This window comes from Actinoplanes sp. NPDC051388, assembly GCF_055586225.1.
Genome location: NZ_JBVJIP010000016.1, coordinates 137,009 through 152,098 on the forward strand (window position 1 = coordinate 137,009; position 15,090 = coordinate 152,098).

The window sequence follows — 15,090 nt, forward strand, 5'->3', positions numbered from 1 at the left end:
TCAGTGACGTATACGTACTGACCATCGTACAAAGTTGTGAGATAGGTCACATAGATGCCGGAAGTCTACCGATCCAAGGTCGCCGCTGCCGCCGAGGGAAGCCCCGTGGAGCGGCATCCCCTGCACGACGACGACGAAGAGAAACTCATGGCAGAGAATCACCAACAGCGCCGAAATCCGTATCGACACGACTGCAGCGCGGAGTACAGGGCGCTCTTCATGGCCTCGTACGAGGCATGCGCCAAGTGTCTGGTGGCATTGCGGGCTGATCGTGAAACCGCCGAAAGAATGACCGAGCTGGCGCTGACCAACGTCGGCATCTCGTGGCTCTACGTCCAGCACACGCGGGAATTCGTCACCGCACTCACCCTCGTCTTCCATCTGCGGAGACTGGCCCATCTCGACCTGATGCGGCAGCAGCGCGCGGTGGCCGACGCTCGCCGTCAAGGACGAATGCCATCGTCCAGCGACGACACGGAATTCGACTCGGACGAGTGGCTGGCCCGCTTTCTCGGCGAGCGCACCGACGAGCACCGAAAGGTCATCGACCTCATGCGTGGCAGGTTGCACCGGCGCGACCTCGCCGACCTGCTGAACGAGCCGGCGCTGGAAGTCGCCGGAAGAGCCGCGTCCCGCTGGGGAAAGCCGGCCCGGATCGAGCCACTCGGAGCGCGGGAATGGAGGAGAAATGAGGTATGACCATTCGGAGTCCTCATCGTTGTCCGAACTCGACGATCTGATCCAGCGGATACTCTCGACGGATCCGGCAGTCGATCGGATCGCGGAGTTCGGCCCGGATCACGCGGCCGCCCGGCTCGCCGCGGTCACGGCGCACCTGGAAGGCGCCTTCCTCTTCGGCATCACCGCGGACGAGATCGACGTCCTCGCGGTCCAGCAGAGCCAGTGGGAAGCGACCGCGCACGCCGCGGCCGGCGAGATCCTCCGGAGCGCACACCTCGAGGCCCAGCGGGCGGACGCCGATTACCACGGCAGACATCACGCCCACTCCGGCTCGACCGCCGCGTTCACCTACCCGTCGGAGTCACCGACATACCAACCGCTCGGGCTGCCGAAGCGCGTGCACGACCGGCTGCCGGACGTTCGCGGCCGGGGCAACTTCAAGACCGCCGCGCGACCGGGATCCGGCGCCGCCCTCAGGAGTCTGCCGGCCGACCCGATCGATCGGATCCGGCCCCGGATGTGGTCCAGCGTGTACCAGTGGATCAGCGAGGAGACCGGCGGCGATCGATTCACCAGCTACCAACTGGTCGCCCGGACCTTCGTGCTGGCGAAGAAGTACAAGCCCGCGATGCCCGATCCCGACAACGAATCGGAGGTTCGCGCCTGGCTCAGGCAGGCGGCGATGCTCGTGCTCCACGCCCATTGCCGGGAGAACTACGAGGAGGGCTACAACCTGGCGAGTTGAGCGCCGATCAATGGGCCGGTCGCTCGCCCGAGCCCCGGGCGATGATCGAGGTGGACACCACGACGGTTTGCGCCGGGCCGTCGAAACCGCTCATCCGGGCGTGCGCCAGGCGGGCCGCCTCGCGGCCGAGCGCCACCATGTCGTGGGCGACCACCGTGGTGCCGAGCACGTCGGCCAGGTCGAAGTCGTCAAAGCCGATCAGGGCGGGCGGCGCCGGCGCGTCCCGCAGCGCGCGCAGGGCGCCGGTGGTCAGCCGGTTGTTCGTGGTGAACACCGCGCTCGGCGGCTCGTCGAGGGCGAGCAGGTCGCGGACCACGTCCTCGGAGCGGCGCACGTCGTGCACGTCGGTGCGCAGGTAGGGCTCCCACTCCGGGTTTCCGGCCGCCCGCATGGCATGCATGAAGCCGTCGATCCGGTCCCGCTGCGGCGCCTTGCGGGCCAGATCGGCGACCAGGGCGATGCGCCGGTGCCCGCCGGACAGCAGGTGCTCGGCGGCGGCCCGGGCGCCGCCCACGTTGTCGATCAGCACGGCGTCCGCGTCCAGGCCGTCCGGCGGGCGGTCCAGGAACACGAACGGGATGCCGCGGGTGCCCTCGATGGCCAGGTAGTCGTACCGGTCGGCGCTGGGCACCACCAGTAACGCGCGTACCCGGCGCTCCAGGAACGCGTCCACCAGGCTGCGCTCCAGCTCGGCGTCCTCGTCGTTGTTCGCGGTGATCAGCTGCAGGCCGTGCTGGCGCAGCTCACGCTCGATGCCGCTGGCCACCGCCGAGTAGAACGGGTTGGCCAGGTCGCCGCTGATCAGCCCGACCAGCGCCGAGGTGGCGCCGCGGCGCAGCTCGCGGGCGATCCCGTTGAGCCGGTAGCCGAGCAGATCGGCCGCGTCCCGCACCCGGCGGCCGGTGGCCGGCGCCACGTTCGGCTCGCTGTTCAGCGCCCGGGACGCCGTTTTCAGGCTCACCCCGGCCAGCGCCGCCACCTGCGTGAGCGTGGGACGACGCGCGAGAGCCCCGTCGGCGGCACTCGGGGCGGACATGGCGGCAAGTATGACATCGCCCCCGCCTGGTGATCATTCGCCGAGAACTTTCCGGGCATTTCAACCTGGCCGTTCGGGGTGCGCGGGCAAGACGGCGCAGCAACTACTCTACGTAATTGCGACATTTTGCAAATGCCCGAGGAGCAGGTGAACAACGTGACCAGAGATCGCTACTTCGACACTCTGCGTGTTTTGGCGATCATCCGGGTGGTGCTCTTCCACGCGTTCCCGTTCGCCGTCCTCGAGCTGGTGTTCCCCTCGATGGGCGTGATGTTCGCGCTGGCCGGCTCGCTGATGGTTCGTTCGCTCGACCGGTCCGTCGGCCGGACCCTGCGCAACCGCATCCGCCGGCTGCTGCCCGCGCTCTGGGTGATGGGCCTGATCCTGGTGCCGCTGATGCTGCGGCTCGGCTGGGCGGACCACGCCCGCTGGTCGCTGCTGCTGTGGCTGTTCCCGATCGCGAACCCGCCGTCCAGCGAGTTCGGCTTCCCGGCCGCGGGCGTGCTCTGGTACCTGGTCACGTACCTGTGGCTGGTGTTGCTCTCGCCCTTGCTTCTGAAGCTCTACCGCCGCAGGCGGCTGGCGACTGTCCTGCTGCCGCTCGCCGTGCTCGGGGTCTTCATGGTCCACCCGGACCTCTTCGGGCCGCAGGCCGGCGAGGTCATCCAGAACGTGCTGGCCTACGCCGCCTGCTGGGTGCTCGGCTTCGCCCACCGGGAGGGCGACCTGAAGAAGATGCGCGCCGCGGTCGTGCTGCCGATCGCCGCCGCCTGCATCGGCGGCGCGCTGGCCTGGGCCGCCACGCATCCCGCGGACACCGGCTTCGACCTGGTCGGCATCCCGATCGCCTACGCCTTCTATGCGATGGGCTTCGTGCTGCTGCTGCTCCGCTGGTCGCCGCCGATGGGCTGGCTGGCCCGGGTGCGCCCGCTGGACCGTCTGGTGACGATGGTCAACCATCGCGCGGTCACCATCTACCTCTGGCACAATGTGGCGATCACCGTCGCGGTGATGCTGTTCGACCCGCTCAAGCTGTGGGAGATCCCGACCCAGTTCCTCGAGGACACCGTCGATTTCTCGATCGCGCTGGCGCTGCTGGCCGTCGCGGTGCTCACCTTCGGCTGGGTGGAGGACATCGCGGCCAGGCGCAAGCCCCGGATGTCCCCGTTCCCCCGGCCGAAGCGCGCCCGGCCGCCCGCGGTGCAACCGATCACACCCGAGCCGGTCGCGGCTTGACCTTCCCGGCGGGGGAAGCTCCATCCTCGGGTGTGCCGGTCGCTCGACCGGCACGAGGAGGTCACCGTGGAGCTGCTGACCATCGGCGCGTTCGCCCGCGCCGCCGGCCTGTCCGCCAAGGCGCTGCGCCGCTATGACGACCTGGGCCTGTTGCGCCCGATCGCCGTGGACGCCGCGTCCGGATACCGGCTCTATGCGCCGGAGCAGCTCGACCGGGCCCGTCTGATCGCCCGGCTGCGGCGGCTGGACATGCCGCTGGCCCGCATCGGCGAGGTCTGCGACCTGCCACCGGACGCCGCCGCGGAGGCGATCGCGGCGTTCCGGGCCGGGCTCGAGGCGGTCACCGCCGCTCGCGCCCGCGAGGCCGATCTCCTCGTCCACCTGCTGTCCGGGAGGACGAACACCATGACGACACTGACCATCCACTCCGCCGCGCGCTCCGACCAGGGGCTGGTCCGCGAGACGAACGAGGACGTGGCGTACGCCGACAGCACGCTGCTCGCCGTCGCGGACGGCATGGGCGGCATGCCCCGCGGCGCCGACGCGAGCGCCGCGGCGGTGCAGGCCCTGCGCACCGGCGGAACCGCCGACCTGACCGAGCTCATGGCCGTCGCCGACCGCACGGTCTCGGCACTGGCCGACGGCGATCACCGCCCCGGCACCACGCTGACCGCGCTGATCCGCTCCGGCGACCGCCTGGGCCTGGTGCACATCGGCGACACCAGGGCCTATCTGCTGCGCAACGGCGAGCTGTTCCGCCTGACCCAGGACCACTCCTATGTGCAGACGCTGGTCGACGCCGGCCGGATCGGACCCGGCGAGGCGGCCGGGCACCCGAAGCGCCCGATCCTGGTGCGCGCCCTGGGCGCCGGCACCGGCAAGAACGACCCGGACATCGCGACCAGGGCGATGCTGGCCGGCGACCGCTACCTGCTCTGCTCGGACGGCCTCTGGGACGCGGTCCCGGCGGCCGAGGTGACCGAGGCGCTGACCGGCACCGACCCGGACACGACGGCCGACCGCCTGATCGAACTGGCCCACCTGCACGGCGCACCGGACAACATCGCGGTGGTCGTCGCCGACATCGTCTCCACCTGAGAGTTCGGCAGGTCGCGAAGCGGTCTCGTAGCGAGCGGAAACCCCCGCCGAGCCCTTAGGGTTGCCTGGTGACGACCGTGGACGATCAGCAGTCCGGGTTTGCGCTGCGCGTGGCCCTGGCCAAGCTCGAGGACGGCCGCGAGGTGGCCCGGCGCACCGAGGTGGCGCTGCGGGTCACGGCGGTCACGCTGCTCTGGCTCGTCTCGCTCGCGCTGCTGGTCGGCTGGGGGCTGACCGGCAGCGCCGGCGGCGAGCGTTATCTGGCCGCGCTGATCGCGGTGGTGCTGCCGTTCGTGGCGGCGGTGATCGCGACCCGGCACGGTTATGTCTGGCTCGGCGGGCTCTACGTGGTGATCACGCTCGCCATGGTGCTGCCCGCTCTGGGCATCGCGGGGCTGGTGGGCTGATCGTGGCGGCGCAAAAGGAAGAACGCGACGGGGTCTCGCTGAGCAACCTCGATCAGGAGGTCTTCCCGGACGCCGGGGTGACCAAGCGCGACCTGATCGATTATCTGGCGGCGGTCCGCGACCGGATGCTGCCGGTGCTCAGGGATCGGCCGCTGTCGGTCATCCGGGTGCTGCGCGGCCAGGACTCCTTCATGCAGAAGAACCTGCCGAAATACACGCCGGAGTGGGTGCCGCGCACCGAGGTGTGGGCCGAGGCCTCACACCGGCAGGTGACCTATGCGCTGTGCAACGACTGGAAAACCCTGTTGTGGTTCGGCAACCAGCGCGCGATCGAATACCACCCCGCGCTGATGCTCGCCGGCGAGCATCACCCGACCCACCTGATCATGGATCTCGACCCGCCGGAGGGTGGCGACTTCTCGCTGGTGGTGGGCGCGGCGCGGCTGGTGCGGCGGGTGCTCGACGAGATCGGCATGGGTGGCGCCGTGAAGACCAGCGGCTCCAAGGGCGTGCACATCTTCGTGCCGTTGGAGGCCGACGCCGATCCCGCTGACGTGGCCGCCGCGACCCGGGCGATCGCGGCCCGCGCCGAGCGTCTCGACCCCGAGCTGGCGACCACCGCGTTCATCCGCGAGGACCGGCACGGCAAGGTGTTCCTCGATTCGACGCGGGCCGGCGGCGCGACCGTGGTGGCGGCCTACAGCCCCCGGGTGCGTCCGGGCGCACCGGTGTCCTTCCCGGTCGCGTGGGCCGATCTCGACAAGATCAAACCCTCCGACTTCACGGTACGCACGGCGCCCGCGCTGCTCGGCGAGAGTGGTGACCCGTGGGCGGAAGCGCTGCCCGGACCGCAGCGCCTCGATCCGGACCTGGTCGCCGAGGGCCACACCATCCCGATCGCCCGGGTGGCCGCCATGCACGAGGGCAAGCGCCGCAAGCGGGCGGCGGAAAAGGCTAACGAGTCAGGAGACTCCAGAAGCTGACCGTGGGCCGGGCGTCCGCGGCGCCGCCCGGACCGACGCCGAACTCGCGGGACAGGAAGTCCTCCAGGTCGGCGCCCTGGCAGCTGATGTCGGTCTGATACATCGACAGCACCGGGTGCCCGCTCGAACCCCGGCCCGCGGGCAGGTAGCGGTGCGAATAGATCGGCACCATCCGGGGCGCGGTGAGCAGTCCGGCCTTGGCGGCGGCCAGCGCGGTCTCCGGGTCGGCGGGGCGCGGGCCCCAGCCGTCATACCAGAACTCGTCGCGAGCCACGTCGAAGAGCACGCCCTCGACCGGCCAGGCCAGCCGCTCGCGCAGCTGGCCGCGGTCGCCGTCGCGCCAGTCCACCCAGCCGCGGCCGAACGGCAGCCCGGCGGCCAGGAAGGCGCGGTGGTCGTCGGCGAAGGAGAACCCGAACTCGGCCTCGATCGCGTCCAGCTCGGCGTCGGACAGGCCGGGACGGATCGCGAACCGGCCCGAGGCGGCCAGCATTTCGGCAGCGGTCACGGCCGTCACTCTAACCGCGGCCTACGCCATCTGGTGCAGTCGGTACGTCGATGGAGTAGCCGCAGGTGACAGCCGCGGGACGACGTGCCGGGCGAGGGCCGTCCCTAGCGTCGGCGGCATGCGAAAATCATTCCGCCCGCCGGAGGTGAGCCCGATGACCGCCATCGTCATGCGCCCCGGCGCGACCCTCGACCGCACTGTCCTCTGGGCCGCCGCGGCGCTGACCGCGATCGGCGTTCCGTTCGGCCTCGCGCTGACCGACGGCATCGTCCAAATAGTCATGATCGGGCCGTTCGCCCTAGCCCTGGCCGGCCTGACCCTGCTGTTGCGCCGGTGGCCATTGGCCGTCCTGATCGCGTCGGTCGCGGTGGTGGCCGGGTGGCGCGGCGCCGACCTGATCGCCTCCGGCTGGGCCTGGCCGGCGAGCGCCGCGTTCGCCGCCCTGGTGCTGGCCGGCCGACTGCGCACCGCGATCATCACGGCCGCCGTCGCCCTGCTCTACGGCTTCCAGTGGGACACCTTCGTCGACCTCGACCACAGCCTGACCTGGTCGCTGACCCACGTCGGCGGCGAGGCACTCTGGATCGCGCTGGTGCTGGCGGTCGCGCACGCCTACCGCAACACGCTGCGCTGGCGGGCCGAGGTGACCGTCCGGATGGCTCGGGACGAGCACGAGCGCGAGCTCGACGCCCAGCGCCGCCGCGCGGAGGAGCGCGTCGGGATCGCCCGTGACCTGCACGACGTCATCGCACACACGCTCGCCGTGGTGGGTGTGCACCTCAACGTGGCGCTGGACGCGTTCGACTCCGACCCGGACGAGGCGAAGGACGCGGTGCGGCTGGCCCAGGAGGTGCGCGGCCGGGCGATGACCGACCTCAAGGCGCTGATCGACGTGCTGCGCGACGGCGCCGGCCCGGAGCGCGGCGAGCCGGCCGGCGAGCTGCACGGACTGGACCGGCTGGCCGAGCAGGTGCGCGGCGCCGGGCTGACGGTGGCGGTGCGCGAGACCGGCGACCGCGCCCGGGTGCCGGCGCCGGTGGCCACCGCGATCTATCGGGTGGTGCAGGAGTCGCTGACCAACGCCGTGCGGCACGCCGGCGCGAGCCGGGTCGACGTGCTGCTGCGCTACGAGGACTCGCAGGTCACCGTCGAGGTGCTGGACGACGGCGTCGGCGGCGAGCCGGGCACCGACGGGCACGGCATTGCGGGCATGCGCGAGCGGGTGGCCGCGCTGGGCGGCGCGCTGACCGCGGGCGGTGGCCAGGCCGGTTTCCTGGTCCGCGCGATGATCCCGGTGACCGGCCGCCGATGACCGTCACCGTCCTGCTCGCCGACGATCAGCAGCTGGTCCGGGCCGGCTTCCGCAGCCTGCTCAAGCGCGACCGCGGCATCTCGATCGTCGGTGAGGCGTCGACCGGCGACGAGGCGGTGCGGACCGCCCGGTCGGCGCGGCCGGACGTGGTGCTGATGGACATCCGGATGCCCGGACTGGACGGCATCGAGGCGACCCGGCTGATCGTCGCCGACCCGGGCCTGCGTGACTGCCGGGTGATCATCCTGACCACCTTCGAGACCGACGAGTACGTGTTCGCCGCGCTCGCCGCCGGCGCCAGCGGCTTCCTCACCAAGGAGATCGACCCGGAGGGCCTGCGGCACGCGGTGCGCGTGGTGGCGGCCGGCGAGGCGCTGCTCTCCCCCAGCGTCACCCGACGGGTGATCACCCAGTTCGCGCACCGGCCGGCCGTCGCGCCGGCCCCTGGCGGCGACCGGCTGGCCCCGCTGACGCCGCGCGAGCGCGAGGTGGTGCGGCTGGTTGCGACCGGCCTGTCGAATGAAGACATCGCCCGCGAGCTGGTGATCAGCCCGCTCACCGCGAAGACCCACATCACCCGGGCGATCGCCAAGCTGGGCGTCCGGGACCGGGTGCAGCTGGTCATCGTCGCCTTCGAGGACGGCCTGGTGGGACGCGACTGACATCGATGTCATCAGGTTGTCAGCAAACCTTGTGCATCGATGGTCATGACGGTCAGGATGTGTCGGGTGTGTTAACGCCCGCCCCCAAACCCTGATCGAGGAGACTGCATGCATCGGCCTCGCTGGGCTGTCGCCCTGCTGCCACTTGCTTTGATGGGATCCATGGCCATCGGAAGCCCGGCACGCGCAGCAGACCCGTCCTTCGCGTCGTCCTTCGAGACGGGCGACCCGCAGCCCACCTGGACCGACACGGTCGACTCGGGGCCGGACGGGCCGCGGGCGAGCGGCGTGGCCGGCCCGGTGCGCTCCGGCCCGCCGGGCAGCCTGCGGGACAGCGTGATCGCGATCGCGGCGAACGCCCAGCCGAACTCGAGCGAGGGCGTGACCAACCTCAACGACGGCGACTCCCAGACGAAGTGGCTGGTGGACACGCCGACGAGCTGGGCGCAATACACGCTCGACGCCCCGGCCACCGCGATCAGCTACACGATGACGTCGGCCAACGACGCGCCCGAGCGGGACCCGCGGGACTGGCAGCTGTTGGGCTCGACGGACGGCAGCACCTGGACCACCGTGGACTCCCGCGCCGGCGAGACGTTCAGCGACCGGTTCGTGACGAACACCTATCAGATCGCGAACCCGGGCGCCTTCTCCGTCTACCGGCTGAACATCACCGGCCACGAGTCCGGGACCCTGACCCAGCTCGCCGACTGGGAGCTCAACGACGGCACCACCTCGGAGCCCCCGGCGAACATGATCAGCCACATCGGCGCCGGCCCGACCAGCTCGCCGACGGCCAAGGCGGGCGTGGGCTACAGCGGGCTGCGGGCGTTCCAGATCGCCGGGCGGCACACCGCGGCGGGGCGCGCGTACTCGTACAACAAGGTTTTTGATGTCGATGTTGAAGTGACCGCCGACACGGAACTGTCGTATCTGGTGTTCCCCGAGTTCAACAAGGACGACCTCGGCAACCCGGCGACCTACACGGCGGTCGACCTGGCTTTCACCGACGGCACCTATCTGTCCGAGCTGAACGCCGTCGACCAGCACGGCACCCGGGTCAGCCCGGCCGCCCAGGGCGCCGCGCAGACGCTCTACACCTCGCAGTGGAACAAGCGGATCGCGCGGATCGGCGGCGTCGCCGAGGGCAAGACCATCGACCGGGTGCTGATCGGTTACGACAAGCCGGCCGGCCCCACCCGGTTCCGGGCCTGGTTCGACGACATCGAGCTGCGGGCGGTGGCGCCGGCCGGGCCGCGCGAGCACCTGTCCGACTACGCCGACACCCGGCGCGGCACGCAGTCGTCCGGCGACTACTCGCGGGGCAACAACTTCCCGGCCACCGCGGTGCCGCACGGCTTCAACTTCTGGACCCCGGTGACCGACGCCGGCACCACCCGCTGGCTGTACGAGTACCACCGCGACAACAACGCGAACAACCGGCCGGCGATCGAGGCGTTCTCGGCCAGCCACGAGCCCAGCCCGTGGATGGGTGACCGGCAGACCTTCCAGGTGATGCCGTCCGCCGCGGCCGGCACGCCGGACGCGAACCGGGCGGCCCGGGCGCTCGCCTTCGGCCACGAGAACGAGGTGGCGAAGCCCTACCACTACGGCGTCACGTTCGACAACGGGATGAAGACCGAGTACGCGCCGACCGACCACGCCGCGATCTTCGACTTCACCTTCACCGGCGACAGCTCGAACCTGATCCTGGACAACGTCGACGGCAACGCCGGCCTGACCATCGACGCGGCGAACGGCGCGTTCTCCGGCTGGTCCGATGTGAACAGCGGCGGCGGCTCGGCCGGCGTCACCCGGATGTTCGTCTACGGCACCGTCGACGCCCCGGTCACCGCGAGCGGCATGCTGCCCGGCGGCAACCGGCCGTCCACCGGCTATCTGAAGTTCGACACCGGCACCGACAAGACCGTGACGATGCGCATCGCGACGTCGCTGCTCAGCGTGGCCCAGGCGAAGAAGAACCTGGACCTGGAGCTGACCGGCGACGACACGGTCGCCTCGGTGGCCGCGGCGGCCCGCGCGCTGTGGGATGCCAAGATGCACATCGTCGAGGTGGAGGGCGCGTCCGAGGACCAGCTCACCACGCTCTACTCGAACCTGTACCGGCTGTTCCTCTATCCGAACTCGGCGCACGAGAACACCGGCACCGCCGCCGAGCCGGTCTGGAAGCACGCGGTGCAGTCGTCGACCACCACGCCGCCGAGCACGCCGACCGAGACCGGCGCGCCGGTGGTGGACGGCAAGGTGTACGTGAACAACGGCTTCTGGGACACCTATCGCACGACCTGGCCGGCGTACTCGCTGTTCGAGCCGACGAAGGCCGGTGAGATGGTCGACGGGTTCGTCCAGCAGTACAAGGACGGCGGCTGGATCTCGCGCTGGTCGGCGCCGGGCTACGCCGACCTGATGGTGGGCACCAGTTCGGACGTCGCGTTCGCGGACGCGTACCTGAAGGGTGTCGATTTCGACAAGGAGGCGGCCTACCGGGCCGCGCTGAAGAACGCCACCGTGAACCCGCCCAACAACAACGTCGGGCGCAAGGGCATGGCCACCTCGGTCTTCAAGGGCTACACGCCGAGCGACGTGACCGGCGAGGCGATGTCCTGGGCGATGGACGGCTACATCAACGACTTCGGCATCGCGAACATGGCGGCCGCGCTGGGTCACGACGAGGAGGCCGAGTACTTCAAGAACCGGGCGCAGAACTACGTCAACATGTTCGACCCAGCAGTTGGTTTCTTCCAGGGTAGGAACTCGGCCGGTGGCTGGCGGCTCGGCCCGCAGCAGTACGACCCGGAGGTGTGGGGCTTCGACTACACCGAGACGGACGGCTGGAACATGGCCTTCCACGTGCCGCAGGACGGGCAGGGCCTGGCCAACCTCTACGGCGGCAAGGCGGGCCTGGCGACCAAGCTGGACACCTTCTTCGCCACCCCGGAGACGGCCACCAAGCGCGGCTCCTACAGCACGGTCATCCACGAGATGCTCGAGGCGCGCGACGTCCGGATGGGCCAGTACGGCCACAGCAACCAGCCGTCGCACCACATCATCTACATGTACGACTACGCGGGTCAGCCGCACAAGGCGCAGAAGCTGGTGCGCGAGGCGCTGTCCCGGCTCTATCTGGGCAGCGAGATCGGGCAGGGCTACCCGGGCGACGAGGACAACGGCGAGATGAGCGCCTGGCAGGTGTTCAGCGCGCTGGGCTTCTACCCGCTGCAGATGGGCAGCCCGGCCTACGCGATCGGCTCGCCGCTGTTCACCAAGGCCACGGTGAACCTGGAGAACGGCAAGAAGATCGTCGTCAACGCGCCGGCCAATTCGGCTTCGAACGTCTACGTGCAGTCGCTTCGCGTCGACGGCCAGCCTTATGGATCCACCTCGCTGCCGCATTCTCTTCTCGCGGATGGGGCGACGCTGGACTTCGAGATGGGCCCGCAGCCGTCGTCCTGGGGGGCCGACTCGCCGCCGCCCTCGCTGACCGCGGGCACGCAGGTGGCCAGCCCGCTGCGCGACCTCACCGGGCCGGGCAAGGGCACCGCCTCCGAGCCGATCCTGGTGGACGACACCTCGGCCACCCGGGCCCCGCTGGCCGGCAACGCGTTCCAGTATCAGTTCGCCAGCGGCGGCGAGCAGGCGACGTTCTACACCCTCACCTCTAACGCGACGGCCGGCGACCCGTCGGCGTGGCGACTGCGCGGCTCCTACGACGGGACCACGTGGACCACGCTCGACGAGCGCACCGACCAGACCTTCGACTGGCGGTTGCAGACCCGGCCGTTCAAGGTCGCGCACCCCGGCCGGTACGCCTACTACCGGCTCGAGGTGACCGGCGGCACCGCGGCGCTGGCCGAGATCGAACTGCTCGGGAAGGCGCCGGCGACCTGCACCACGACGATCGGCGACCGGGTGACCGGCGGCTTCACGGTGACCTCCGGCGTCACCTGCCTGACCGCCGGGGCCACGGTCACCGGTTCGATCACGGTGCGCAACGGCGCCTCGCTCTATGCCAACGGCGCGACGATCCGGGGCGACGTGACGGCCAACAACGCCGGCACGGTGTCGCTGCTGAACACCACGGTCACCGGGGCGGTGAAGGTGGTCGACTCGGGCCCGGTGGGGCTGGAGAACTCCACCGTGCGCGGCGAGGTCGTGCTGCGCCGCAACCACACCGCCACGGTCGTCTCGGCCAGCAAGATCACCGGGAGCCTGACCTGCTCGGGCAACGACCCGGCGCCGGACGACAACGGCCTGCCCAACCGGGTGAACGGCGGCGCGCAGGGACAGTGCGCCAAGCTGTGAGGTAACGACAGGCGAGAAGGGGCCGTGCCGAAAGGCGCGGCCCCTTCTAGTGTTACGACCATGGCAACGGAACTGTGGGACCTGATCACCGCCTCGCACGACGGCACGCTGGCGACGATCAAGCAGGACGGCCGGCCGCAGCTCTCCGACGTGAACTACTACGCGGACCCGGCGACCAGGATCATCCGCATCTCCACCCGCGCCACCCTGGCCAAGGCGCACAACCTGCGCCGCGATCCGCGGGCCAGCCTGCACGTCAAGGCCACCCGCGGCAGCGGCTACGCGGTGGCCGAGGCGATCGCGTCGTTCTCCCCGCCCAGCGCGGACGAGAAGGACGCCACGGTCGAGGAGCTGATCGAGGTCTACCGGCTGGTCCGCGAGGAGGAGCATCCGGACTGGGCGGACTACCGCCGCGCGATGGTCGCGGACGGCCGGGTCGTGCTGCGACTGGACGTCGAGCGCGTCTACGGCTGGTTCATGGAGCCCTGATGGCCCGCATCGGCGACATCGTGGTGGACTGCGCGCATCCGGCCTCGCTGGCCCGCTTCTGGGCGGCGATCCTGGACGGCTACGCGGTCGCGCCCTATGACGAGGCGGAGCTGGCCCGGCTCCGCGAGCGGGGCATCAACGACCCCGAGGACGACCCGACCGTGCTGGTGGAGGGGCCCGGGGGCGGGCCGCGCTTCTTCTTCGTCCGGGTGCCCGAGCCCAAGACCGTCAAGAACCGCCTCCACCTGGACCTGCGCGACGACGACCTCGCGCGGCTGGTCGGGCTCGGCGCCGAGGTGGTCGCCGAGTTCCCCGGCTGGACCACGCTGCAGGATCCCGAGGGCAACGAGTTCTGTCTGCTCAAGGACTAAAACTAGACCTTCGTCGCGCAGGCGAAGCCGCCCTCGGGAGTGCCGGACAAGTCGGTGGCGCCCAGCGAGAAGGACGTCGTGCCCGCCGGGCACGGTGTCCGGGCGATTTGGCTGATCTTGAACTGCGGGGTGTCGCCTGAGCCGTCGCACGGCACCTCGTCGAGGGTCTCGCCCTCGGCGTGCACACAGTCGCCGACGTCCACGGTGCCGCCGCCCATGCCCGGGTCGCCCGGGTGCGGCGGGTCGATGTTGCGGGCGCAGATGTAACCCAGTGACGACGAGCCCGGCTGCGCCAGCGCCAGATCCGTCTGTGGCGGACAGTCGGGCCGCGCGGTGAACCGCTGGTTGCCCTGCGCCTGGCTGACCTTGGTCACCTTCGCCTCGGCGTCGGGTGCGGCACAGTCCACCCGGTGCCAGCTCCCGCCGGTCTGCGAGATGCAGTCCGCCTCGGCCAGCGGCAGCAACTGCGAATAGTCCGGCTCCTCGCGCTCGTATCCGACGCCGACACTGCAGCCGGACAGCAGGAGCACCAGCAGGCAAACGAGACCCGACGTGCGACCGCGCATCTCGTCCTCCTCATAGGACACACTCGAGGGCCACTCTATCGGCGGTTCTCAAGGTTTGACCCGGTCGACCTTCAGTTCTCGTTCCAGCTCCGCGATCGTCGAGCGGAGGTCGTCCAGGCGCTGGCTGATCATGATCCGGTCGATCTCGTCCGGCACCCCGTCGCCGTCGTCGTCGGTGCCGATCGCCTCGGTCATCTCCAGCCGGCGCGCCTCCTCCATCGAGTTCACGATGACCGCGATCAGGATGTTCAGCAGCGCGGTGACGATGGTGCGCAGGCCGGGCGAGAAGCGGACCAGCCGCACCACCCGGGCGATCCGGATCACCCGCAGGGCGGCGGTGTCGCCGTGCAGCCCGGGCAGGAACACCGCGGCGATCACGACGAAGTCGAAGACGTTCCAGCCGTGCTTGAAGAAGTCCTGCGGCCGGCGCCCGTGCGCGAGGATCCGGATCAGGATCTCGGCGACGAACACCACCCGGAACGACCACTCGAGCCCGTGCAGCATCGGCACGATCGACTCCGGATGCGGATAGGTCTCGACGCACAGCAGCACCGCGTTCGCGCCGATCACGATGACGATGAGCACCTCGAACGCGCGCGACTCCGCGATCCGCGAACACCATCGGGCCATATCCGCATGAGACATCCCGACAGATTACGGATCACGGAGCCGC

General features: G+C 70.4%; 15 protein-coding genes. 11 read left to right on the forward strand and 4 right to left on the reverse strand.

Translation table 11 applies throughout. The features are described 5' to 3' along the window. The first annotated feature begins 54 nt into the window (after positions 1–54). Both ACZ6TI_RS34240 and ACZ6TI_RS34245 read left to right on the forward strand, forming a co-directional pair. Complete coding sequence (locus ACZ6TI_RS34240) at positions 55–699, forward strand: hypothetical protein (RefSeq protein ID WP_465349349.1); 645 nt, start codon at positions 55–57, stop codon at positions 697–699. Continuing rightward, positions 689–1,426 (forward strand): hypothetical protein, encoded by a 738-nt coding sequence (locus ACZ6TI_RS34245; protein ID WP_465349350.1) that lies wholly within the window; start codon positions 689–691, stop codon positions 1,424–1,426. Before ACZ6TI_RS34240 ends, ACZ6TI_RS34245 begins: the two co-directional genes overlap by 11 nt. Before the next feature lie 7 nt (positions 1,427–1,433). On the opposite strand, the gene ACZ6TI_RS34250 is transcribed toward ACZ6TI_RS34245, so the two are convergent. Beyond that, positions 1,434–2,462 carry a LacI family DNA-binding transcriptional regulator gene (locus tag ACZ6TI_RS34250; protein ID WP_465349351.1) on the reverse strand — a complete coding sequence of 343 codons (1,029 nt, stop codon included), beginning with the start codon at positions 2,460–2,462 and terminating at the stop codon, positions 1,434–1,436. Between the two features lie 132 nt (positions 2,463–2,594). Between ACZ6TI_RS34250 and ACZ6TI_RS34255 the strand changes: the two genes are divergently transcribed. From ACZ6TI_RS34255 to ligD, 4 genes are all read left to right on the forward strand, one after another. Then, a complete protein-coding gene (locus ACZ6TI_RS34255; RefSeq protein ID WP_465349352.1) occupies positions 2,595–3,698 on the forward strand; it encodes an acyltransferase family protein in 1,104 nt (367 codons plus the stop codon). Positions 3,699–3,764: 66 nt separating this feature from the next. After that, the gene (locus tag ACZ6TI_RS34260) at positions 3,765–4,796 is read left to right on the forward strand and encodes a MerR family transcriptional regulator (RefSeq protein WP_465349353.1); all 1,032 of its coding nucleotides are present in this window, start codon (positions 3,765–3,767) and stop codon (positions 4,794–4,796) included. A 68-nt stretch (positions 4,797–4,864) separates the two neighbouring features. Then, entirely contained in the window at positions 4,865–5,203 is a 339-nt protein-coding gene (locus ACZ6TI_RS34265) for a hypothetical protein (protein ID WP_465349354.1), read from the forward strand. A gap of 2 nt (positions 5,204–5,205) precedes the next feature. Then, the gene (ligD, locus tag ACZ6TI_RS34270) at positions 5,206–6,186 is read left to right on the forward strand and encodes a non-homologous end-joining DNA ligase (RefSeq protein ID WP_465349355.1); all 981 of its coding nucleotides are present in this window, start codon (positions 5,206–5,208) and stop codon (positions 6,184–6,186) included. Here ligD and ACZ6TI_RS34275 read toward each other — a convergent pair. Further along, a complete protein-coding gene (locus ACZ6TI_RS34275) occupies positions 6,158–6,694 on the reverse strand; it encodes a hypothetical protein (protein ID WP_465349356.1) in 537 nt (178 codons plus the stop codon). The genes ligD and ACZ6TI_RS34275 overlap by 29 nt on opposite strands. Positions 6,695–6,812: 118 nt before the next feature. On the opposite strand from ACZ6TI_RS34275, the gene ACZ6TI_RS34280 reads away from it, so the two are divergent. The 5 genes from ACZ6TI_RS34280 (at position 6,813) to ACZ6TI_RS34300 (ending at position 13,851) form a co-directional block, all read left to right on the forward strand. Further along, positions 6,813–8,006, forward strand: a complete 1,194-nt coding sequence (locus tag ACZ6TI_RS34280) for a sensor histidine kinase (protein WP_465349357.1) — start codon at positions 6,813–6,815, stop codon at positions 8,004–8,006. Further along, entirely contained in the window at positions 8,003–8,668 is a 666-nt protein-coding gene (locus ACZ6TI_RS34285) for a response regulator (RefSeq protein WP_465349358.1), read from the forward strand. Before ACZ6TI_RS34280 ends, ACZ6TI_RS34285 begins: the two co-directional genes overlap by 4 nt. A 108-nt stretch (positions 8,669–8,776) precedes the next feature. Further along, on the forward strand, positions 8,777–12,991 hold the full coding sequence (locus tag ACZ6TI_RS34290) for a GH92 family glycosyl hydrolase (protein ID WP_465349359.1): 4,215 nt from the start codon (positions 8,777–8,779) through the stop codon (positions 12,989–12,991). Between the two features lie 60 nt (positions 12,992–13,051). After that, positions 13,052–13,480 (forward strand): PPOX class F420-dependent oxidoreductase, encoded by a 429-nt coding sequence (locus tag ACZ6TI_RS34295; protein ID WP_465349360.1) that lies wholly within the window; start codon positions 13,052–13,054, stop codon positions 13,478–13,480. Continuing rightward, positions 13,480–13,851, forward strand: a complete 372-nt coding sequence (locus ACZ6TI_RS34300; RefSeq protein ID WP_465349361.1) for a VOC family protein — start codon at positions 13,480–13,482, stop codon at positions 13,849–13,851. Before ACZ6TI_RS34295 ends, ACZ6TI_RS34300 begins: the two co-directional genes overlap by 1 nt. Positions 13,852–13,853: 2 nt before the next feature. Here the strand turns inward: ACZ6TI_RS34300 and ACZ6TI_RS34305 are convergent, their stop codons facing one another. Both ACZ6TI_RS34305 and ACZ6TI_RS34310 read right to left on the reverse strand, forming a co-directional pair. Beyond that, positions 13,854–14,417, reverse strand: a complete 564-nt coding sequence (locus tag ACZ6TI_RS34305; RefSeq protein WP_465349362.1) for a hypothetical protein — start codon at positions 14,415–14,417, stop codon at positions 13,854–13,856. 48 nt (positions 14,418–14,465) lie between these two features. Beyond that, entirely contained in the window at positions 14,466–15,062 is a 597-nt protein-coding gene (locus tag ACZ6TI_RS34310; protein ID WP_465349363.1) for an ion transporter, read from the reverse strand. Between the last annotated feature and the right edge of the window lie 28 nt (positions 15,063–15,090).